This is a genomic window from Chryseobacterium candidae (assembly GCF_004916905.1).
GTDB lineage: Bacteria > Bacteroidota > Bacteroidia > Flavobacteriales > Weeksellaceae > Chryseobacterium > Chryseobacterium candidae.
In genome coordinates this window covers 95,083-117,851 of the sequence record NZ_SDLV01000016.1, presented here as the reverse complement: position 1 = coordinate 117,851, position 22,769 = coordinate 95,083, and the positions used below count along the sequence as shown (strand labels likewise).

Below are 22,769 nucleotides of genomic sequence, written 5' to 3'. Positions count from 1 at the left end.
GCAAGTTGAGTATGATAAAACAAAAAACATTTGATTTATTGGATGCGCATTTAAGAAGAGAAAATGACTTCTACAATAATTTAGATTATGATAAAAGACAAGTTTTTTACACTCACAAAACCTACAGAGTTGATCCTTGGTGGGCAAACAAAAAATATGAAGAACTAAAAGAAGAAGCATTTAATTGGAGTGCCCCAATTAAATATGCAGATTTAAAAGATTTTAACGAGCATATTTCTACTGATGATATTGGAATTTATTTATTTGTCGTTTCTCCAAAAAATTTAATATTTAACCTTCCTCAGACTGTTCTTTATGTAGGAATTTCAGGAGACAAAGGAAAAGAACGACCATTAAAGGATAGGCTAAATGATTACTACCAAATTTCAAAGCTTGAGAAAAGAGAAAACATTCATAAACTTATTCAATTGTATTATGACGATTTATATGTGGTTTACACCTTTTACAAAGGTGATGACTATAAGGATTTATTAAAAATTGAAACCGCATTAACAGAATTTTTTTCAGCGCCCTATAGTGATGCAGCCTATGAACCACTAACAAAAAAAAGCAGAAGCTTATGGAAATGATAAAAAGTAAATTAATTTTACCTTGTGTAAGAGGTCAAATTGGAGATTGGATATATTATTCTTCATTTATGTCTGCTTCGCAAATTGTTGAATGGGTAAAACCAGCAAAAGATATTAGAGAAGCAAAATCTTTGGATGAAGAATTACAAAGAACTTTACGAGCAAGAGCCAAAGAGATTGCAAAATATCTTTTTACAAGAGAAAGTAGATTTTTTAATTCTATTGTAATTGGCGTATATGGAGGACTGCCTGACTGGCACGAATTCATTGTCGAAAATAAAATTATTGAATTAGGGGGTGATTCAGACGAATTTAAAAGTAATATCGGTTTGTTAGAATTTCTTGGTAACGAACAAATGTTTGCAATAGATGGTCAGCATAGAATTGCAGGTATACAATACGCTGTAAACAATAAAGATGAAATAAAGGGTGAAAAGCAAGAAATAGATAAAGACAGATATCCAGTAATTCTTGTTGCTCATATTGATGATGAATTAGGAAAAAAACGAACCCGTCAACTATTTTCAGACATTAATAGAAAAGCTAAACCTGTACCAAAGAAAGACCAAATAATTATTGATGAAGAAACACTAAGTCACATAGTTACTAGACGGGTTTATGCAGGATACAAATATTTTGATAATGGAAATCTAATTGACCATCTTCACGAAGCAACAAATTTGAAATTTGATGATAAGGAGCATTTCACTAACCTTACCAACCTCAATACTGTTGTAACTAAACTAAAACCGCTATATAAAAAACATAAGGGTACAGACGATTGGGACGAAAAGAATATTGAAGATTTAAAAGATATTGTATTCGATTTTTTTGATACTGTGATTGATATAATTCCAGAGTATAAAAAATTCTTTATTGATAAGACCGTTACATTAGAAAACTTACGCAAGGACAATAAATACATTTTGTTTCGACCTATTGGAATTACATTATTATCCAAAATATACCAATATTACATAAAAAATAAAACCAAAGATGAGTTCAAAAGTGATATTACAAAAATAAATTTTGTTGCTCCTGAAACTGATTTGAATAAAATCCTTTGGAACAATAAAAAAATGGAGGCAAAAGGTGCCAATCAATCACTTGCATTTAATCTGATTCTTTATTTGTTGGGCAATAGGGTTGATAAAGAAAAATTATTGCAAGACTATAGACAGGTATTAAAAAATGATACAATTGATTTGCCAGAAAGAAAAATTACCCTATCCTAAAGCAGTATTATACGAAGAGTTAGTTATCAAAGTAATAGTCAAAAATAATCTGAAATAATGTGCCCTCATTGTAATATAATAATATATAGTATCAAATGATACTATCATCAATGCAGTTTCCTTACACCCTTTAAAATAAGTTAGCTTTGGTGGCTTCTATTTAAGATAAGAGAAATTAACGCTTCTTATTTATATAAACCTGCCACCGATTAAGAAAAAACAAAAGAAAAAACGTTCGATTTTTTTTACAAATTGTAGGTATTACAAGTTATTTATATTTCTTTAAAATTTCAGGGTTTTGTTTAGTTCCAAAAACATCTATTATTCTCACTTCATTATTTTTTCTTTCGTAAATAATCTTATAACTCCATTTAGGAATAAATCTAAATCTGTCATTATCAATTATTAAATCTTTGGAATAATCGAATCTTGAATCCTCTAATGAATTTCCTAATTCTAACAGTGTATCAATTACATGCTCTGCATTTTGTGGACTATTCTCAAAAATGTAGTCGTAAATATCAGCTAAAGATTTTTTCGCATTATCCGACCAAACAACTTTCTGCATCATTCTATTCTATCCTAATCTTGCCTTTCGGTTCAATACATACTCCTTTACTTCATCTGAAGTATAAGTTTTTGCCCCGTTATCAATTTTTTTGCTGATCGTTTCAATATGAGAAATGTATTCTTTTTTATTTAAAGGCTGTCCTTTTGTTGTATATGCAACAGTTTCGTCCTCTTTTTCCAAGAGAGCTTTTATTTTATCAATTACGGAATCTTTTGCATTATTCAGAATATATTGAGCTAATTGCTCCCTTGTGAAATTCATTGCTTCCATCACAAAACATTTTATATACAAATATAACAAAAATCGTACTGAATATTAAAAAGGATGAAAAGTTTCAATAATCTGATGAGGACTTTGCAGATTGTACTGCAATATGATATTCAAGATAATTGTGTTTGATGACCTACACATATATATGAAATTTTAACTACTTTCGTAAAGTTGCTTTTTTAAATGTAAACAACAAAATAATAAATTCAATAAACTAGAAAAATATAATAATGAAACCATATAAAAGCACAGAAAACCAAGCTAAGATTTTAGCGGGTATGGATAAGGTTTATGAGAAACTAATCGAATTCAAAAAGAAAATGAATAGCGAATTGGTTATCATGCAAGATGATAAAATAGTTAGGATTAAACCATAATCATCATAACCACAGTATTTAAATTTTCGGTTTTGATATTTTTTTTGTCTTTCCAAATTATGATAATTGACGAAATAAACTTACTTTCGCTATTAGTATTAAGGCAAAAACTTTGATCAACACGTATTCACATATCGAAGGTTTAAAAAAGGCGTATAAGTATAAGTACAATGGTAAGGAGCTTCAAGAGACAGGAATGTATGATTACGGAGCCAGATTCTATATGCCAGATATCGGAAGATGGGGTGTTGTAGATCCGCTGGCAGAACAATATCGTAGATGGTCGCCTTACAACTACGCAGTAAATAATCCAATTAGATTCATAGATCCTGACGGACGTGGTGTTAATGATATTATTATTACAGGAAGTGCAGGAGTAATTGAAAAATATAAGAATGAAATCTCTAAAGGGACAGGAGGTTTTTATATAGCAAATGTGGATAGTTCCGGAAAAGTTAGTCTTGTTTCAACTGGAATTGGTAGTCTAGGTATAGAAATGACAGCCGAACAAAAAGCATTTTACCAAGAATATTCAAATGTTGTAAATAGTAGTGATGTAGTGAAACAAGAAGTTGTAGAGAATGATGTAAATACAATTGTTGATAGCTGGGTTACAAATAAAATTGATATTGCAGATATTGCAGAATTCGACAAAGCGGGAAACGGTGGAGCTACGAGTGCAGGAGCACTAATTCATTCAACTGTTGAGCAGCATGAGAAAGCCAAGTTGAGTTTAAATGCTGGAGATCTTGGAAAAACCTCTGGCGGAGTAGCGGTAGATTATGAGGCTTCTCATAATATTGCAAAAGGAGCAGAAAATAAGGTAAATGGAAATACTAGAATTGAGAATACAACAGGAGGAGCTGATAGATTTATCGATAGTAAAAACACAGTTACAGAACAAACTATAACTACTACTTCATCAGGAGGAATTAATGTTAATAAAAAACCTATACCATAAACTATGAAAAATTTGTTAAAGATTTTCTTTATAGTATCCTTTTGCTTTTCATGTTCTATAACAAAAAAAAGAGCTTCATATAATGAAAATTCTCAATGCATAGAAAATGAAAAATTTAAAAATGAATTTTTTAAAAATATAGATATTATAGACAACTTGATTAATAAAAATCAGAATGAAATTTTTCATAAATCTCTTAAGTTTATATCACTTTATACACATGTGTCATCTGAAACAATGTTGAATTATGGCAGAATATATCCTTATGGTGCCTATGAAAAAGATAAGCAGATTTGGTTGGATTGGTATGAGAAAAATAAATGTAATAATATACAATTTAAACAAGACTGAACCTGCGACCCAAGCTGCCGCACGAATCCTTTCGTGTGGTAGTATTTTAACAATTAGTTATATTTATCAATACAAAGATCACCTAGGAAATGTCCGTGTGAGCTTTGCCAAAAACAGCACAGGCGTTCTTGAAATTGTAGACAGTAATGATTATTATCCTTTTGGTATGAATCATTTGAAAACAGGAAATGCCTATTTTGGACAGGATAGTTTTAAAAAGTATAAGTACAATGGAAAGGAGCTGCAGGAGACTGGCATGTATGATTACGGAGCGAGATTCTATATGCCGGATATTGGAAGATGGGGCGTCGTAGATCCGCTAGCGGAGAAAAACAGAAGGTTTACACCTTATAACTATGCCATAAACAATCCGATAAGATTTATTGATCCCGATGGAAGATCAGAAAGTGATTGGGTAAGAAGAGGAAGTCAAGTATTCTACGATGCTTCTGTAAAATCTCAAGCTGATGCAACGGCTGCTTATGGAGAAAATGCTCAACATTTGGGAGAAGGCTCTACTGTTACAAGTACAACAAACGGTCAAGCTGATGGAGAGTTTCAATATACATTACATAATAATGGCACTGTAACTGATGCGAGTGGAAATGTAATGGATAATACACAAAATATAGAAGTAAGAGATAAAACAATTTTTAGTAATTGTTCTGATTGTCTAAATCCAGGTACGCTTTACAAAAATTTATTTGGACTTACTTATCCTGGAGGAGATAATCCTAAAACATATGGAGGTGATTGGAGTTATCAATACAGTCCTTTATTCCAGTCTGAATATCCAGCAATAGGACACGACAGAAGATATGATAATTTAGGAACAGAGGGAGCTATGGGACTACTTACTGATACAAGAGCTATTGGAGCTGATTATAAATTTGTAGCACAAGAACTAAAAATAGCTCTTAATCCATTTAATGGAGCAACAAGCGCAGATAAACAAGCAGCGGGAATGGTTGGTGTTGGTTTAGGGATTGCAGCTGCACCTAAAACAATTTTCAAACTTGCCACAGACGGCAATGCTATTTATAATATTTATCAAGATTATAAAACTTCAAATAAAGGAGTATCTAATACTCCGAAAAAATAATGAGATACAAAATTGTAAATTTAGTCTTTCTGATAATTGTATTTTCTTGCAAAGACGTAAACAAATTTTCGGCAGGAAGTTATCCTTATGCAGAAGTTTTTGAGATAAAATTACCAAAAGATAAAGTAATTTATAAAATAGATAGTCTCAAAACAAATACAGACTTACAAGTTCCTCCATTTGAATGGGCAGGGAGGGAAACTTTATTACAAGATAAAACCTTAAAAAATGGATATATTGTTTTTTATATTTTCATAAAAGAAAGTAATCAAATTATGTATTTTTATGTAAGAGAAGATGTTTTGGATAAAACAAGAATTGGTCTTATAAGTATTCAAAATGGATTATCTTTAGGAAATTGGCAAGAAATTAATAAGGATTTATCGAAAGAAGAGAATGAGCAGTCTACAAAACTTTTTAAAGAAAAAATCATCTCTAAATTAGGAAGATAATATGCCCGATGTCGCGGACTTGTGTCCGTGACCAGAAATAAAAAGAGGCTGTCCAAAAAGTTTGGATAGCCCCATCAAAAATGAAATCGTTAAAGTGATTGCACTACTATTGTTCGCGGTCCCCAAGCTGCCGCACGAATCCTTTCGTGTGGTAGTATTTTAACAATTAGTTATATTTATCAATACAAAGATCACCTAGGAAATGTCCGTGTGAGCTTTGCCAAAAACAGCACAGGCGTTCTTGAAATTGTAGACAGTAATGATTATTACCCATTCGGTATGAATCATTTGAAAACAGGAAATGCTTATTTTGGACAGGATAGTTTTAAAAAGTATAAGTTTCAAGGACAGGAATTACAGGAGACTGGTTTTTACTCGTTTAAGTGGAGAAATTATATGCCCGATGTGGGAAGGTTCTTTAATATTGATCCGCTTGCGGAATCTTTTCCATATAATAGCACCTATGCATTTGCAGAAAATCGTGTAATTGACGGTAGAGAATTAGAAGGATTAGAATGGGTAGCGAGTAGGAACTTGGAAAATAAAACTGTCAATTTACATCTTACATACAAGCCTGTAAATAATACGGGAGGGGTTCTTTCTAATGCGCAAATGTCTACCTTGTTAAAAGAACGAGAAGCTCAAATCGTTTCTTCTTTTGGCGGAAAAGACTCTGCTGGTAATCAAGTTAATATTACGTTTAGCCAGAGCGATAAATCTACTATGATTTGGGATTATAATATAGGGTATGATTCTAATAATGTTGATGATTTTAAAAATGGAGAGAATACGGATGCTACATACTATACCAACGGAATTACCGATACCAACAACAATACACAGACCAATAGAACTCAAATCAATGTTATTACTACGGACGGGCTCGGTTGGGATGAAAAGAAGGATCAATTAAATTTTGATAATAAGAATAGATCTGATGTCGCTAAAACAGGAGCTCATGAAACAGGCCATACATTAGGAACTCGTCATAATGATAAAGCAACTTTAAAATCTACTCCAGACAACTTAATGAGAGAGGGAGGTCCTGGAACAAAAATAACTCCAGAACAAAGAACTAATGCTATAAAGTTAGTAGAAGAACAACAACCAAAAAACTAGATAATGAAAAAATTTAATATAATAATCTTTTGCTTATTTGTTTTTATCAGTTGTTCAACTGTAAAAACATCCGAAATATACGGAACGAAGATGGACGTTGTTGATAATGTACGTTCAAAAGTTATGATTAAAAAATTTAATGCACACGATAAAAACAAATCTTTCTTAACCTTTACATCTGAATTTGACAATATCATAACAGTCAAAAATGGAGATAGTTTAATTCTTGATAAAAGAGGTAAAACTATGCCAATGCTTGGATTTACAACCGCTTGTGTAATTTTTAATGATAAAGAAATTATTATCACTATTGACAAGAAGCAGGAAATAAAATTGAATAAAGAACAATTGCCAAAATATAAGTTTATATATATTGGAAAAGATAAAAATCATTATAAAATTGAATATACTAATAAAGCTCGTTCTTTTATGTAAATTTAAGCCATGTAATACCCAAACCCCTTGCAATTTGCGAGGGGTTTGGGTATTACATAATGCTTTGCAATTTAGTTTGTATCAGGAAGAGCGAAGACGTGTTGTCTGTCGTTCTCTTTTAGTTTTTGGATGTCGAGAATTTTAGAGACGATATTTTTTTTCAAAAGAACATCCGTAGACCGTACGAGATAATCCAGAGATACTTCTAAGGCTTCTGCCAGTTGCGTGGTCATGTCAATAGATCGTTTTACTTCCTCACCCGCGCTCCCGAACGAATCCTTTCGTGTGGCAGATAATAAAAAAACTCGCAATTTGAAGTTTTTGTTTATGGTATTCTGTCTTCAAACGGAAAACAAAACGAAAGAGGTGTCAAGGTTTCAAAAAGACATACATTATCCAATTGTTAAAATTAAACACCTGTTCAATAATAATTATTAAACATTGTCCCAATCTATCGGAAACAGAATATTAATCAACAAATTTTATTGACTTAAACACAATGATAATCAGAAAATTATTAGTAACTTTAAGGGTAACTTAAAACCAATTAACTATGTCACATATATTAGCTGGAGTATTTGATTATCACAGCGACTACAAAAAACTGGAAAGTGATCTGGAAAATTCAGGATTTGAAAACTCAGATTACATTGTGTACCTTAACAATGATTCTAATAACTCCCAATATCTGGCAAGTGTTACTGTAAATGATATCAATCAGATTGACCTTGCACGGAGCGCATTTATTCAGAATGCAGCATTGAAATCGTATCTGTTCGAAAATATGAACATTAATGAAACCAATTATGATACGATTAAAAGGTATATTGATGCAAGAAACAGAGCTGAAATTCATAACAGCCCGGAAATTAAAATCAAAACATCAAGCGATGGTATGAATTCTGAAGTGAAATTCTAATCGATATAAAAATCTAATAACCGAAGATCCGTAGTGTACACTGCGGATCTTTTATGTTTGAAAAAACTAAAAATTTTCGTATTTTCGTCTAATTATAGGCATACGCACAAATGAGCTACGATTTAGAACAAGAGAATAAAGAGATCCTTGCCAGATATAAGGATCTGATTTCTAACACATACAGAACATTGGATGAGGAAAACAATAAGCTCATCCGAAAGGCATTCGATATCGCACTGGATGCCCATAAGGATCAAAGGAGAAAATCCGGAGAACCTTACATCTACCATCCTATTGCTGTTGCTAAAATTGTAGCAACAGAGATTGGCTTGGGTGCTACTTCTATTGCCTGTGCGCTTTTGCACGATGTGATTGAAGATTCTGATTACACTTACGAAGACCTTAAAAAAATATTCGGAGAAAAGATTGCCAATATCGTGAATGGACTGACCAAAATTTCCATCATGAACCACCAGAATATTTCTGTGCAGTCTGAAAACTACAGAAAACTGTTGTTGACATTATCCGAGGATTTCAGGGTGATTCTGATTAAAATTGCAGACCGTCTCCATAATATGAGGACTCTGGAAAGCATGGCTCCGGATAAGCAGAAAAAAATTGCTTCGGAAACAGTGTATATCTATGCTCCCATGGCTCACCGTCTTGGATTGTATAATATTAAATCTGAGCTGGAAGATCTTTCCTTAAAATATAACAGTCCCGAAGTATATAACGAGATCACAGAGAAATTGGAACTGGCCAAGGAAAGCCGTGAAAGATATATCGAAGAATTTAAGAAGGAAGTATCCGAAAGACTTAATGAAGAAGGCTTAAACTTTAAAATCAAAGGCCGTGCTAAAGCTATTTCTTCCATTTACAGAAAGATGCTGAAACAGGGGGTTTCCTTTGAAGAGGTATTTGATAACTACGCCATTAGAATTATTTATAAATCTGATGCGAAAAATGAAAAATTCCTGGCGTGGAAGATCTACTCTATCGTTACGGATGTATACCACAGTAACCCTTCCAGAATGCGTGACTGGATTACGCAGCCCCGTTCCACAGGATACGAAAGTTTACATTTAACCGTTTTAGGACCGGATAAAAAATGGATTGAAGTACAGATCCGTTCCGAAAGAATGGATGAAATTGCTGAAAAAGGAGTTGCTGCACACTATAAATACAAAGAAGGATACAAACAGAGTTCTGATGACAGAAATTTTGAAAGATGGGTAACCGAGATCCGTGAAGTACTTGAACAGCAGCAGAACCTTTCCACTTCGGAACTTTTGGACAATATTAAGCTTAACCTATATTCCAAAGAAGTATTTGTCTTTACGCCAAAAGGAGAAATTAAAATCCTTCCGACTAATGCTACTGCTTTAGATTTTGCCTTCTCTGTTCACTCTGATCTGGGAATGAAATGTCTGGGAGCTAAAATCAACGGAAAACTGGTTCCTATTTCTTACATTCTTCAAAACGGAGATCAGGTAGACATCCTGTCTTCCCAAAACCAGAAACCTAAATCGGATTGGCTGGAATTCGTTGTGACTTCGAAAGCCAAATCCAAAATCAAGGGTTATCTGAACTCTCAGAAAAACCAGCTGGTAGAAGAAGGAAAAGAAATCCTGCAGAGAAAGCTTCGTCATGCGAAAATCAATTTTAATGATGATGAAATTAATAAACTTCAAAAATTCTTTAATTTAAAATCATCTCAGGAGCTCTTCCTTAAATTCCAAAGTAATGAACTGGATGTAAGCAGCCTGAGAAAATATATAGAAAGCAAAAACGTATTCAATAACTTACTTTCAAGATTCAGAAAATCACCTAATAAAAGTCAGCATTTTGAGGACCTTAAAGAGGAAAACCTTGACATGATTGTCTTTGGAAAGGATGAAGAGAAACTTAACTACACCTATGCAAAGTGCTGCACAGTAATTCCGGGAGACAAAATCTTCGGATTTATTACGATCTCAGACGGAATAAAGGTACATAGTGACAACTGTCCGAATGCCATCAATCTGAGAGCACAGTATGATTACCGCGTCATTCCTGCCAAGTGGGTGAATGCGGAAAGCTTCATGAACAGAGTAAAAATTGAAATTGAAGGACTTGACAGAATGGGGATGATTAATGATATCACAACGGTCATCAGTGGAAGTATGGGGATGGATATGAAAAGTATGTCTATTGAATCCAACAATGGTGTTTTCACAGGAAATATCAACCTCGAAGTCAAAAATAAAGGTCAGCTGGAAGAGACCTTTAAAAAACTTAAAAATATTAACGGAGTTTCAAGAGTGAGACGAGTACAATCATAAACATGAATTTATCCCTTTATTTTAAAAATTTTTTCAACAACAGTCAGTCCTCAGGAATTATTCTTATTTTCTGTGTACTGATTTCATTGCTTATTGCCAACTCATCTGCCGCAGAGGACTTTCAGCTTTTTTTAAACCAGAAAGCCGGCACTCATCTTTTTGGATTGGAATATCCTATCAGCATCTGGATCAATGACGGACTGATGGCTGTATTTTTCCTTCTGGTAGGCCTTGAAATAAAACGTGAACTTGTAGAAGGTGAACTTTCATCTTTTAAAAATGCTTCCCTCCCTATTTTTGCAGCCGTTGGCGGAATGCTTGTTCCTGCTGTAATATACAGCATTTTCAATACAGGAACGGAATACAGCAATGGCTGGGGAATTCCTATGGCAACAGATATTGCATTTTCGCTGGCTATCATTTCGATGTTAGGTAAAAAGATTCCTAATTCTATTAAGATATTTTTGGCTGCATTAGCTATTGTAGACGACCTGGGAGCTATTTTAGTAATTGCGATTTTCTATACAGAGCAAATCCACTGGAGCTATCTCCTGTTATCTTTCGGGGTAACAGCCTTACTTTTTATGTTAAACTTTTTAAAAGTAACAAAAACTGTATTTTATATCATTCCGGGATTATTTTTATGGTATTTCCTTCATCATTCCGGAATTCATGCTACGATAGCAGGTGTTGTGCTTGCTTTTTCAATTCCTACGAATGCTTCCAATGTAGAAATCTCACCATTAGAAAAACTGGAGCATCAGCTTCATATCCCGGTAAGTTTTCTGATCATGCCGATATTTGCTTTAACGAATACCAATATCACTTTTTCCAGTGAAATGGTAGCAGGAGTCACAAGCACATTAGGGTTGGGAATTATCTGTGGACTGGTATTAGGTAAACTGATTGGTATCAATTTATTTTCATTGATTGCCATCAAATTAAAACTCAGCTCACTGCCTCAAAATAGCAACTGGCTTCAGATGTTTGGTGTAGGATTACTAGCCGGAATCGGGTTTACCATGTCTATTTTTATTGCATTGCTTTCTTTCAAAGGAGAAATTCCTATTCAGGATGAAGCGAAGTTTGCAATCCTGATTGCCTCCTTTATTGCTGCAATTGCCGGATTTATCATACTAAGTGTAAGCTCAAAAGAAAACCCTGAACTGGAAGAGAATTAATCTTTCTTCCGGTTCTCCAATTTTCTTTTGTGTTCCTCATGATTATCAAAGTCCGGTTCAGTAATCTGAGCATGATATCCTGAGGCTTCTTTCCGGATCTCATCAGACAGCAGTTTTTCTATTCTGAGTTTTCGGATCGCCATATTCAGCTCATTCCCGAATAAAAGGAGATATACATTTACATTTACCCAAACCATCAGTAGAATCATACTGCCAATGGAGCCGTAAAGTACATTATATCGTGCAATATCCTTTACATAAATGGCAAAAATATAAGTAGTAGCTACAAACAGTACCGTGGTCAGAATTGCTCCCGGAACCGCCTGCCGGAATCTTGTAATCTTAACAGTTCCCAACCAGTAAAATAGCGTAAGAAGTATAAAATAAAAAAGCGGGAAAGAAACAAATCCGATAATTTTGGATAAGTTATCTACAAGCCATGAAACATCGTAAGCAGGTTTAAAAAGCTTCATTACCACCTCTGTGTAATACACTCCGAAAAGGGTTAAGAAAACGATAGTGATAAAGCCTATGGTGATAAAGAATGAAAGGATAAACTCTTTGACATCACTTAATTTTTCATCTGTATTTTCATTAAATCCATTGATCAGGGAAAATGTACCATTTGTAGCGAAAACAAGCGCCAGAAGAATGGTCAGGTTACTGATTCCTTTCATATTCGGAATGATATTGCTTACAATGTACCCTTTTACATCTCCTTCCATATTGGATGGAAAAACATTATGCAGCAGCACATCAAAAATATAGAACTGAAGCTCATCATATAGCGGCATATGAGGCAGTACAGAGAGCAAAAAAAGGATAAAAGGAAACAGACTTATGGTAAAGCTCCAGGAAATAGCCGCTGCTTTTCGCCCTATTTTTCCTTTAAAAATCCCGGAGATATAGATCTGAAACATCTGCCAGAGTGATATTCCCAAAACAGGAATATGAATGCTGTCGAAAAACTCTTGAATCTTTAAAATAAATCTGGGAACCTTTACACTCATCGATCTGTTTGTCTTTATACAAAGGTAGGGGAATTAAATTAAATAGGAAAAAGATAGAACGGAATTAGGCTGCAGATGATAGATGTCAGGGGTAGCAGGGATCAGGGAATAGCTATTTCTAAGAAAATATCAGATTCAGGTTATAGACTTATCCCTTGAATTAATACTCGATATTAATCATTAAAAAAGGTATTTATATTCATAACCCTTCGACAGGCTCAGGGTGACAACCTGAATACCAACCGAAGTTTTTCAGACATTGTCAGGCTGAGCCTGTTGAAACTATTATTACTAAAACGGATCGTTGAATCAATTTATTAACCCTTACCTTTAAAGAACTGCCAACAAAATAACCCTGAAATCTCAAAACTTTGAACTTGCCGTATGAAGCCCTATCTTTGCCCTCTGAAACTTCTTACAATGCGAATCAGTTTACTTTGTATCGGTAAAACAGATGATAAAGAAATAGCCTCTTTAATCAATTATTATCTCAACCGTTTACCCAAACACTGGAATTTTGAAATTACAGAAATTCCGGATGTAAAAAATGCCAAAAACCTATCTCCGGACCTTCTTAAAAAAGAAGAAGCCAAGTTATTTGTAAACCATATTGATAAAAACGACCTGGTTGTGATTCTTGATGAAAGGGGAAAACAGTTTACCAGCCGCGAATTTTCCCAGAAAATTGATACCTGGATGAATTCTTCTGTAAAAAAAGTACATATTCTGATTGGAGGAGCTTATGGTTTTTCTGAAGAGATCTACAGCAGAGCTAATGAAAAAATGTCTTTATCCAAAATGACGTTTACCCATCAGATGATCCGCCTGTTTATTGTAGAACAGCTTTACCGTGCCGACCAGATTCTGCAGGGAAAACCTTATCATAACGATTAAAACAAAAGAGGCTCTCAAGAATGTCATTCTGACAAAGGAAGAATCTCATTATAACCAAAAGTATGGGATTCTTCATTACATTTCTGAACTACGTTCGCAGACTTTCAGTCTGTATTCAGAATGACATTTTTGAGACAAACTCTTTTTTATTTCAGGCTGATCTGCCTCTTTGCTTCACCCACTACAAAAGCAACGGAATTGGCAATATTAAAGCTCCTGATAAGTTTCGACATAGGAATGGTTAAATGATTTTCAAAACGGTCTAAAACCTCTTTACTCAATCCCACACTCTCCTTTCCGAAAACTAACCAATCTCCGTCCTGAAACTCAGTTTCAAGATATGATTTTTCAGCATGTGAACTCATTAAAAACACACGGGACCGATCAGGAATATTTTTAGCCCATTCTTCCACATCTGCATATTCAGAAACATCAAGATGTACCCAGTAATCCAATCCGGAACGCTTCAGGTTTTTATCATTAATTACAAATCCAAAGGGATGAATCAGGTGTAATCTGCTTTCGGTTCCTACACATAATCTTCCGATATTTCCGGTATTATTGGGTATTTCAGGCTCTACAAGAACAATATTCAACATCTCTCTCTATCTCTTTATTCGTTTTTTAGTATGGATTTATTTATATGATCTGGATTGGAATTTTGTAATTTATTTCTTTACACATCTAGCATAAACATCTGTCAGCACTGCTTTTTCATAGCCTAAAGCTACAGCCTTATCAAGATTTTCGCAGGCTTCCTTAATTTTGGAAGTATCGAACAGGATCATTGCTTTGCTCACATAAGATTGTGCAAATTTCGGGTCTATGGAAATTGCTTTATTGGCATCCGTAAGCGCTTCCTTGTATTTTTTCATTTTAAAATAAACATCTGCACGACCATTATAAAGCAATGATTCCGGTTTTTCGGAAAGAAGTTGATTATAATCTTTTAAAGCTCCGTCCAGGTCACCATTATTTTTTTTCAGATTGGCCAGCCCTGTCTTCGCAAAAAGATTATCAGGAGCAAAAGTCAGAATCTGATTAAGATCTTTGATGGCAAGATCTTTTTTTCCCTGACTGTCGTAAATTTTGGAACGGGTAAGATACAGATCCGGAGTTTCAGCATTCAACTGAAGTCCTTTTTCTATATATTCCAGCGCTTTTACCTTATTTCCTTTCTGACTGTAAAGTGATGAAAGATTGGCATAAACGGAAACAGACAAGGGATTGGCTTTCAAAGCAGATTCATAGGATTTAAAAGCCTGAGTGGTCTTTCCAAGCCTTCTCTGAGCTGTACCCAGATAATCGTAATATTCTGATTGAAATTTTTGGATCTGTTCTTTTTCTGCCAGTTTTAAATATTGCTCTTCTGCACATTTATAATCAGCTTTTTGGAAGCATTCTTCAGCCAGTTTTTTATCCTGGGCATAGAAGTTAATTGAGAAACAGAGGGAAGTTACTACCAGTAAAGTTTTTTTCATGAATTTATAGTTTGTTTGTTGATGACTTTTTTGGCGAGTGCACCAAATATCACTCCCAATAAAGATCCAACAAACGCCCCCACCAAAATATCTATCGGGAAATGCACTCCTAAATATATGCGGCTGTAGGAAACCACTATAGCCCATACAAATATAGCATATGGAAACCACTTAAGCTTATTTTTTAACAAAATACTTAAAAAGGATGCCAAAAAGAATGTATTGGAAGCATGAGCAGAATAAAACCCAAACTGTCCACCGCATTTCACAATTCTCATATGATGTTCCAGAGTAGGATCATGACAAGGTCTTAACCTCGCCACACCATATTTGAAGACACTGGCTAACTGATCAGAAACCGTTGCTCCAATAGCCAGAAATATAAGGATAAAAACTAATGATCTTAGTTTGTGGTTTTTGTATAAAAAATAAAGAAATATAATATAAAGAGGCACCCAGATCCAGGTACTGGAAATCAGCATCCAGAACTGATCGAAAGATGAATCCCCCAAATTATTAAGGTAAAGAAATACCTTCTTATCTTCCTGAATGATTTCCTCCATGATTATCTGCTTACAGGTCCTTCATAAGTCTCATCATCTGCAGGTTTCGGTTTTGGAGGTTCATTGGAAGCCACTGAAGAAGGTTCCGTCAGAATATCTTTCTGGATATCATTCATCGGGTTGAAATCCTTTGCAGCATCTTTTACCTTCTCAATCTCACGCTTGATTTCAGAAACAGGATTATCTGTTTCTTTCATGATTTCGGTTTTAATGTCTTCCACTGCCCCACGCATCTTTCTAACGCCTGCACCTAAGTCACGCGCAATCTGAGGCAGTTTATCCGGACCGAATAATACAACGATTGCAATGGCAATAAGTGCCATTTCTCCAATGCTTAATTCCATGTTGTAAAATTACAAAAGATTATTGCATTTATGGACTGTAAACTAAAAATTTAAACAAATTTTAAGATTTTATAAAGTTCTGGGGGTTTCGGGTACGAGTTTAATTTGTTGCTGGTTTTTGGGGTGTTGCAAGTTTCGGGTTACTCATAACCTTAAACTTTGAACCTTAAACTCTCAAACTCAGCCCTAATTCCTGCTACCTTTTACCTAATACCTATTAGTTAATAAATATTTAATTCAAAATAATGAGAATTACACAACAATTATGTATATTTATGATACACAACCAAACAAATATTAATTATGAAAAAACTAGTGACTACTTTTAAAGTTTTCGCCGTGCTTTTGGTAATGGCACTTCAAAGCTGCCAGAATGAAAACAATGAAATGAATCAGCAGGAAACGGTTCAGGCTAAGACAGCCATAGATGAGCTGAAAAAAGAGATTACTCCTTCTTCTTCTCAACTTGTTCCTGAAGCAGTACAGCTTCAACTGAATGAATCCACCAAAAATCTTGAAACTTATTTAAAAAATGATTTACAGATTGTGGGAGTGGCTGTATTGGGGAAAATTTCAACCCAACAAGGGGTAGAACTGTCTAAAAAACTGATTACGGATAAAGATCAGTTCATTGCTTCCGGAAATATTATGGATCCATCCTCTGTAAAAATCGGAAAAATTGGAGATTTGTATCATGGTGAGGATTTAACAATCGCCCAACAAGGATTAAAAGAAGCCATCACCGAAGAAGTAAAACCAGGTACCCAGGTTATGGAAGTAACATGGAACGGCAAAAGCGGGAAATTTACCACACTATGTTTTTATGGTGATTCAGGAATCATCTGGGACAATATCTTCGGAGGTCTTGTGATGATGGATACCCGTGGAAATTCAGAAGCGTCTAACAATCAGGCTTCAAAAGTGGTTTCTACATGGTATAAACAATGGTGGACAGCTAACTGGCTTTGGGGATCTAAGCGAGGTGAAGCAGGATATCAGATTACCATTTATTATTCAGGGTCTACGGTGTCCAATGCAGATGTAAGTGACTGGGGATATATCAGTTTAGGAAAAGCAAAAAGCGAAAGTAAGATTACCAAAAAAACAGGCGCTTACGGGCAATGCCGTTATGCACTTGGACTTTGTACTCCTACAGGTTCTTTGAACTTTAATTCTACTAATTTCTCTGTATCATTCTCCGGATTAGGCAGTAATATTGTAAGTAACGGGACAAAATCCCTTTATCCATAATTTTCATAAAAATCAGATTTTAATCAAAACGGGAAGCTCGCTGAGCTTCCCGTTTATTGTATTGATAAGTTCTACCAGATTCTGATTTTTGACTTCAATGTTTCTATTGCATTTTCTTTAAGTCCGAATGTATTCATTAATATTTCGTAGAGCTGTATATCATTTTCTATCGTTACAGCTTCTTTTTCACCATCAGCGGATCGTATATTCAATACATGATCCGTATAGGTATAGCGGGCATTTTCATCTACTTTTGAAAGAATCAGCCTGTTCTTAAAATGAGAGTCCGGATGGGTAGACAGATACCAGTTGGAAATATCGAGATCAATGGGTTCTACATGTTCGGGAATAAACCTGTACACCGGAAGCCACTGCTCTTTCCACATCCAAAGTGTATACGTTTCTTTTTTATGAGAAATTTTAAATATTCCGTTGGGTGTTTGCTGCTGATCTTCTTTGTTTAAAAGTATGGGCGAAGTAAGTGTAGCTGTTCCAAATCCGCAATCCACACATAATGTTCTCCTTCAAAATCAACAATAAGCAAGAGATGGGTTTGTGCGGCAATACTGTCTTCCTGTCTTCCCCACACTACTCTTCCCAGCTGGAGCTTTACATGGAATCCCAATGTTTTTAAAACTTCACTTAAAAGCAGGTTTTGTTCATAGCAATATCCACCTCTGGATTCAATAACCAGTTTTCTGAAAATATCATCTACATTCAAAGAAGGAACAATTCCCGTATAAGAATCAATGTTCTCAAACGGAATAAATTTGGGTTGGAGCTGATGTATCTTTCTCAATGTCTCCATGCTCAATTCCGGAGTTCCGGAGAAATGAATCCGTTCCAAATAATTTTCCAGATCCGATGTATTCATAAATTGATTTTTACCTGTTTCAAAAATGAGTAAAACGATTTCACTCGTGTAAAATTATGGAAAAATGTAACTTAGAAATCACCTGTAGTACATCAATAGAACAAATCTATGACTTGTGAAAATCCTTTTCAGAGGTTACATCAACTGAATTTTTATTTCTTTTCTGAAAAGCAGCATAAGTAATCACGACACTGACTGCCATTAAAATAAATGCTAAAAAGAAAGGCGCACCGGAAAATTTGAACGGCGCTTCATCATGCGTGAAATAGTAAAACAAATTAGTCATCATTGGCGGCCCGATAATGGATGTAGCACTCATTAAACTCGTTAATGCTCCCTGAAGTTCCCCCTGTTCATTGGAAGGAACACTTTTCGTGATAACCGATTGCAAAGCGGGTCCGCAGATTCCTCCCAGACAGTAGGGTACCAAAAATACAAACATCATCCAGCCTTCTGAAGCAAAAGCAAACAACAGCATTCCCACAGCATAGAAAGCCAATCCATAATAAATACTTTTCTGCTCTCCCAATCTGGGGGTTGTATATCTGATGAGTCCGCCCTGTACAAGACCCACCAACAAACCTACTACTCCCAATGAAATTCCCACCATTCTTTCTGTCCAGCTGAACTTATACATTGTAAAAAAGCTCCAGTTACTCTGCACGGCATGCCCTGCAATATAGATTAATATCAACGAAGCAATCAAGCCTGAAATTTCAGGATGCTTACCTAAAAACTTAAATGAACCTATAGGATTGGCACGTTTCCAGTCGAATTCTCTTCTTTTATCTTTATCCAGGCTTTCAGGAAGGATGAAATATCCGTACAGGAAATTAAGCAAACACAAGCCTGCTGCAGCATAGAAAGGAACTCTTGCACCATAATGTCCAAGAACTCCGCCCAGAACCGGTCCAATGATAAATCCCAGACCAAAGGCAGCCCCTATCAGTCCAAAATTCTTAGCCCGGTCTTCATCTGTAGAAATATCGGCAATGTAGGCACTGGCCGTGGTGACACTTGCTCCTGTAATCCCAGCAATAATCCTTCCCAAAAACAACCACCAGATTGTGGGAGCCAGTGCAAGGAAAATATAATCTACTGCAAATCCGAAAAGGGAAATCAGAATAATGGGTCTTCTCCCATACTTGTCACTAAGGTTTCCTACTAACGGAGAGAATATAAATTGGGTAAATGCATAGGCAAATCCAAGCCAGCCGCCATACTTTGCAGCTTCACTGATATCTGCATGAATAAGTTCCTCAATTAATTTAGGAACTACAGGAATGATGATACCCCAGCCTGTAATATCGATCAGTAAAGTAATAAATATGAAGCCTATAGCCGCTTTTTTCTTTGAATTTTCCATGATGGTGCAAAATTAATCAAATCTGAAAAATAATGATTCTAAATTATGAAGAGTTAATATGAAGAGTAAAGAATGTAAATCAAAAAGAAAGTAAAGCTGTCCTCATTTTATTTACCATCCGATAAAAAAGGCCGTCTCTTTCGAAACGGCCTTTACTAATTTATTGTAGTTTGTATTACTTTGAAGCAAGCTCTTCTTTTGCAGAAGTGGATTTTCCATGTACCTCTTCTTCTTTTCCTGTTTTAAGGAAATCATAAGCAATTGCAGACGCAACAAAGATGGATGAGTAAGTACCGAATCCAATACCGATTAACATCGCAAACATGAATCCTCTTAAGTTATCACCTCCGAAAATGAAGATCGCAAGGATCACAAGAATCGTAGTGAATGAGGTGTTGAATGTTCTACCCAATGTACTTGAAATAGAGTCATCAAACAGACCTGCCAATGTTAAAGATTTTTTCTCTCTCAGGTATTCTCTGATTCTGTCGAAGATAATTACGGTATCGTTAATTGAGTAACCTAATACAGTAAGAATCGCAGCGATGAAATCCTGATTGATCTCCATGTTGAACGGCATGTATTTGTGAAGCAATGAATAGGCTCCCAAAATAATTACTGCATCGTGGAATAGAGCGGCAACTGCTCCAAGAGAGAACTGCCATTTTCTAAATCTTACCAGGATATAGATAAAGATCATTGCTAATGCTGCCAATACCGCATAGATACCGTGAGTCTGGATATCATCAGCAACAGAAGGTCCTACTTTCTCAGAAGAAACAATTCCTGCGTGGTCTTTATCAGCAGATTTGAAATCTTTCAATGTAGTTCCTGCCGGTAAGTTTGATTTTAAGCCTTCAAATAATTTCTGCTCGATAATCTGGTCAGCTTTCAAAGATTCATCTTCGATAAGGTAATCTGTAGAGATCTTTAATTGTTTGTTGTTTCCGAAAGTTTTAGCTTCTACAGAAGAGTTTTTACCATCTTCAGTTTTGAATAATGCTACTAATTTTTCTTCAACATCTTCAGCTTTTACATCTTTATCAAATCTTACCACATAGTTTCTACCACCGGTAAAGTCGATACCGTATTTGAAACCTTGTGTTGCGATAGAAATAATACAGATAACTGTAAGAACAGCAGAAACGATGTACGCATATTTTCTCTTTCCGATGAAATCGATCCAGGTATTTCTGAACAGGTTCTTCGTAGCCGGAGTCCAGACAGAAAGTCCTTTTCCTTTATTTAATCTTGAGAAGATCATTACTCTTGAAAGCAGTACAGACGTAAATAATGTCATTAAAATACCGATCATCAAAGTCAGTGCAAAACCTTTGATAGGTCCTGTTCCGAAGAAGAACAATACAACTGCCGTTAGGAAAGTAGTAGTGTGACCGTCAATAATCGCATTCAATGCATGTTTGAAACCATCTTTGTAAGCTTCAAGAATACTTTTCCCAGCGAATAATTCTTCTTTGGTTCTTTCATAAATGATAACGTTCGTATCGACCGCTACTGCCATCGTAAGAACAATACCCGCGATACCTGGAAGTGTAAGGGTAAAGTCACCCGAATCCATGATACCGAAAATATAGAATAAGTTGATCACCATCGCAATTACCGCATATACACCAGCTCCACCGTAGTAGAAAATGATATAAACGATGATAATCGCAAATGCAATGATAAACGACATTAAACCAGAATCAATAGCCTCCTGTCCTAAAGACGGACCTACAACTGTAGCCTGAACTACTTTTGCACCTGCAGGCAATTTACCAGCACCTAATACGTCTACCAGTTCTTTAGCTTCCTCCTGAGAGAAGTTACCAGAGATCTGCGTTCTACCGTTAGGGATAGCACCTACAACGTTAGGAGCTGTGTACACTCTGTTATCAAGAGTTACTGCAACCGGTTTTCCAACGTTTTTCTCAGTAAGTGTTTTCCATTCTTTAGCTCCTTTGGAGTCCATCTGCATGTCTACCACGACTCTGCTAAGTTCATCGTAGCTGATGTTTGCAGTTTCCACAGCACCGTCTACCGGAGCTTTTTGGTTGATGTTACCTCTGATCGCGTACAATACTAAGCTTTCAGCATCTGTAGATTCAGGTTTGTAACCCCACATGAACTGTGTATATTTAATGTTAGCCGGACGTAAAGACTGCCCTACTTTGCTGTTTAAAATTTTGTTTACAACAGCAGTATCAGATAATTTTACGTTAGCAACACCATTTGTTCTTAATTTGTCAAGCTGTAAAAGGCTCATGAAGTTCACATTCTTTGCAACTCCCATAGAATCTCCTTTTGTAGCAACCATAGTTGTTAAAGTCTGGAAATAAGGGGCAATTTCAGGAACCTGCTGTACTTCCCAGAACTGAAGTTTTGCAGAAGTCTGAAGCATTTTCTTCACTTTATCGATGTCCTTCATACCAGGCATTTCTACAGAAATTCTCGCAGTACCAGGTACTCTCTGAACGTTTGGCTGGATCGCTCCAAGCTTGTCAATTCTCGTTCTGATTACCTCGAAAGCGGTTCCTACAGATGCATCGATTTTTCTTTTAACAATGCTTTTTACCTGATCATCAGGCGTATTGTACTTTACCTCAGTAAGGGTTGTATTTCCGAAAATTTCCGGATCTGCCAACTTAAGGTTTGCACCTTTAGCTTTGTTAATTACATCGAACTGCTCGAAGAAGTTGTCGATGTAAGGTTTAGTAGAATTCTTCTGTGCTTCATCCGTTTTGTTTAAAGCCTCAATAAGGACAGGATTGGTAGAATAATTGGTTAAATCATTCACAAGATCTCTTTGGTTGATCTCCAAAAGAACGTTGATCCCCCCTTTCAGGTCAAGACCAAGTTTCATTTCCTTGTCTTTGGCTTTAGTGTAATAAAGTTTTGTGAATCCTAAGTTCAAAGTATCCTTAGAAAGTCTTGCGATTTCTTTTTGATACTTCTCCGGATTGTCTCCTGCAATAGCAGTTGCCTGCTTTTCAATTTTGCTGGCGTACCATGTTGGTAATAGCTCGTTTAAGCAAATCAACCCTAGTACAATAGCGACAATTGTAATAAGTCCTTTTCCTTGCATTTTGTTATAACTACGTT

22 protein-coding genes and 2 pseudogenes are annotated in these 22,769 nt (G+C 35.4%); 13 read left to right on the top strand and 11 right to left on the bottom strand.

Annotated features, from left to right (window positions below):
• The first annotated feature begins 11 nt into the window (after positions 1–11).
• Positions 12–590 (top strand): hypothetical protein, encoded by a 579-nt coding sequence (locus EK417_RS08960; protein ID WP_136521958.1) that lies wholly within the window; start codon positions 12–14, stop codon positions 588–590.
• The gene (locus tag EK417_RS08955; RefSeq protein WP_136521957.1) at positions 581–1,825 is read left to right on the top strand and encodes a DNA sulfur modification protein DndB; all 1,245 of its coding nucleotides are present in this window, start codon (positions 581–583) and stop codon (positions 1,823–1,825) included. The genes EK417_RS08960 and EK417_RS08955 overlap by 10 nt, the downstream gene beginning before the upstream one ends.
• Before the next feature lie 268 nt (positions 1,826–2,093).
• Here EK417_RS08955 and EK417_RS08950 read toward each other — a convergent pair whose 3' ends face one another.
• Complete coding sequence (locus tag EK417_RS08950) at positions 2,094–2,393, bottom strand: type II toxin-antitoxin system RelE/ParE family toxin (protein ID WP_168801962.1); 300 nt, start codon at positions 2,391–2,393, stop codon at positions 2,094–2,096.
• Positions 2,394–2,402: 9 nt separating this feature from the next.
• On the bottom strand, positions 2,403–2,666 hold the full coding sequence (locus EK417_RS08945; protein ID WP_136521955.1) for a hypothetical protein: 264 nt from the start codon (positions 2,664–2,666) through the stop codon (positions 2,403–2,405).
• Between the two features lie 230 nt (positions 2,667–2,896).
• Between EK417_RS08945 and EK417_RS21045 the strand changes: the two genes are divergently transcribed.
• The 6 genes and pseudogenes from EK417_RS21045 to EK417_RS08920 all read left to right on the top strand — a co-directional run bounded on the left by EK417_RS21045 (position 2,897) and on the right by EK417_RS08920 (position 7,463).
• The gene (locus tag EK417_RS21045) at positions 2,897–3,043 is read left to right on the top strand and encodes a hypothetical protein (RefSeq protein WP_168801961.1); all 147 of its coding nucleotides are present in this window, start codon (positions 2,897–2,899) and stop codon (positions 3,041–3,043) included.
• A gap of 151 nt (positions 3,044–3,194) precedes the next feature.
• Positions 3,195–3,383, top strand: a pseudogene (locus EK417_RS21775) (RHS repeat-associated core domain-containing protein); the annotation flags it as partial.
• Positions 3,384–4,251: 868 nt separating this feature from the next.
• Positions 4,252–5,457, top strand: a complete 1,206-nt coding sequence (locus tag EK417_RS21655; RefSeq protein ID WP_317129501.1) for an RHS repeat domain-containing protein — start codon at positions 4,252–4,254, stop codon at positions 5,455–5,457.
• Positions 5,457–5,909: a hypothetical protein gene (locus EK417_RS08930; protein WP_136521953.1), complete on the top strand. Its 453-nt coding sequence runs from the start codon at positions 5,457–5,459 to the stop codon at positions 5,907–5,909. Before EK417_RS21655 ends, EK417_RS08930 begins: the two co-directional genes overlap by 1 nt.
• 210 nt (positions 5,910–6,119) lie before the next feature.
• Positions 6,120–7,028: an RHS repeat-associated core domain-containing protein gene (locus EK417_RS21405; protein WP_228457915.1), complete on the top strand. Its 909-nt coding sequence runs from the start codon at positions 6,120–6,122 to the stop codon at positions 7,026–7,028.
• Positions 7,029–7,031: 3 nt separating this feature from the next.
• Positions 7,032–7,463, top strand: a complete 432-nt coding sequence (locus EK417_RS08920) for a hypothetical protein (RefSeq protein WP_136521952.1) — start codon at positions 7,032–7,034, stop codon at positions 7,461–7,463.
• 71 nt (positions 7,464–7,534) lie between these two features.
• Here the strand turns inward: EK417_RS08920 and EK417_RS21040 are convergent, their stop codons facing one another.
• On the bottom strand, positions 7,535–7,696 hold the full coding sequence (locus tag EK417_RS21040; RefSeq protein ID WP_168801960.1) for a hypothetical protein: 162 nt from the start codon (positions 7,694–7,696) through the stop codon (positions 7,535–7,537).
• Between the two features lie 320 nt (positions 7,697–8,016).
• Here EK417_RS21040 and EK417_RS08915 point away from each other — a divergent pair, with 320 nt between their 5' ends.
• The 3 genes from EK417_RS08915 to nhaA all read left to right on the top strand — a co-directional run bounded on the left by EK417_RS08915 (position 8,017) and on the right by nhaA (position 11,884).
• Positions 8,017–8,382 carry a hypothetical protein gene (locus EK417_RS08915; RefSeq protein WP_136521951.1) on the top strand — a complete coding sequence of 122 codons (366 nt, stop codon included), beginning with the start codon at positions 8,017–8,019 and terminating at the stop codon, positions 8,380–8,382.
• Positions 8,383–8,492: 110 nt separating this feature from the next.
• Positions 8,493–10,703 (top strand): RelA/SpoT family protein, encoded by a 2,211-nt coding sequence (locus tag EK417_RS08910; RefSeq protein WP_076594302.1) that lies wholly within the window; start codon positions 8,493–8,495, stop codon positions 10,701–10,703.
• Between the two features lie 2 nt (positions 10,704–10,705).
• Positions 10,706–11,884 carry a Na+/H+ antiporter NhaA gene (gene nhaA, locus EK417_RS08905; RefSeq protein ID WP_136521950.1) on the top strand — a complete coding sequence of 393 codons (1,179 nt, stop codon included), beginning with the start codon at positions 10,706–10,708 and terminating at the stop codon, positions 11,882–11,884.
• Here the strand turns inward: nhaA and EK417_RS08900 are convergent.
• Positions 11,881–12,894, bottom strand: coding sequence for a YihY/virulence factor BrkB family protein (locus EK417_RS08900; RefSeq protein WP_136521949.1), 1,014 nt, complete (start codon positions 12,892–12,894; stop codon positions 11,881–11,883). The two genes, nhaA and EK417_RS08900, sit on opposite strands and share 4 nt — an antisense overlap.
• Positions 12,895–13,314: 420 nt before the next feature.
• Between EK417_RS08900 and EK417_RS08895 the strand changes: the two genes are divergently transcribed.
• A complete protein-coding gene (locus EK417_RS08895; RefSeq protein WP_076594299.1) occupies positions 13,315–13,788 on the top strand; it encodes a 23S rRNA (pseudouridine(1915)-N(3))-methyltransferase RlmH in 474 nt (157 codons plus the stop codon).
• A gap of 146 nt (positions 13,789–13,934) precedes the next feature.
• On the opposite strand, the gene EK417_RS08890 is transcribed toward EK417_RS08895, so the two are convergent.
• The 4 genes from EK417_RS08890 to EK417_RS08875 form a co-directional block, all read right to left on the bottom strand.
• The gene (locus EK417_RS08890) at positions 13,935–14,387 is read right to left on the bottom strand and encodes a tRNA (cytidine(34)-2'-O)-methyltransferase (RefSeq protein ID WP_076594298.1); all 453 of its coding nucleotides are present in this window, start codon (positions 14,385–14,387) and stop codon (positions 13,935–13,937) included.
• Positions 14,388–14,456: 69 nt separating this feature from the next.
• A complete protein-coding gene (locus EK417_RS08885; protein WP_136521948.1) occupies positions 14,457–15,269 on the bottom strand; it encodes a tetratricopeptide repeat protein in 813 nt (270 codons plus the stop codon).
• Complete coding sequence (locus EK417_RS08880; protein ID WP_076594296.1) at positions 15,266–15,832, bottom strand: phosphatase PAP2 family protein; 567 nt, start codon at positions 15,830–15,832, stop codon at positions 15,266–15,268. Before EK417_RS08880 ends, EK417_RS08885 begins: the two co-directional genes overlap by 4 nt.
• Positions 15,833–15,834: 2 nt before the next feature.
• A complete protein-coding gene (locus EK417_RS08875) occupies positions 15,835–16,176 on the bottom strand; it encodes a Sec-independent protein translocase subunit TatA/TatB (protein ID WP_034696279.1) in 342 nt (113 codons plus the stop codon).
• Positions 16,177–16,479: 303 nt separating this feature from the next.
• Between EK417_RS08875 and EK417_RS08870 the strand changes: the two genes are divergently transcribed.
• Positions 16,480–17,427: a hypothetical protein gene (locus EK417_RS08870; protein ID WP_136521947.1), complete on the top strand. Its 948-nt coding sequence runs from the start codon at positions 16,480–16,482 to the stop codon at positions 17,425–17,427.
• Positions 17,428–17,498: 71 nt separating this feature from the next.
• On the opposite strand, the pseudogene EK417_RS21400 reads toward EK417_RS08870, so the two are convergent.
• The 3 genes and pseudogenes from EK417_RS21400 to secD all read right to left on the bottom strand — a co-directional run bounded on the left by EK417_RS21400 (position 17,499) and on the right by secD (position 22,752).
• Positions 17,499–18,235, bottom strand: a pseudogene (locus EK417_RS21400) (arylamine N-acetyltransferase family protein).
• 172 nt (positions 18,236–18,407) lie between these two features.
• On the bottom strand, positions 18,408–19,667 hold the full coding sequence (locus EK417_RS08855; RefSeq protein WP_110367238.1) for a TCR/Tet family MFS transporter: 1,260 nt from the start codon (positions 19,665–19,667) through the stop codon (positions 18,408–18,410).
• Between the two features lie 175 nt (positions 19,668–19,842).
• Positions 19,843–22,752 (bottom strand): protein translocase subunit SecD, encoded by a 2,910-nt coding sequence (gene secD, locus EK417_RS08850; protein ID WP_110367239.1) that lies wholly within the window; start codon positions 22,750–22,752, stop codon positions 19,843–19,845.
• Between the last annotated feature and the right edge of the window lie 17 nt (positions 22,753–22,769).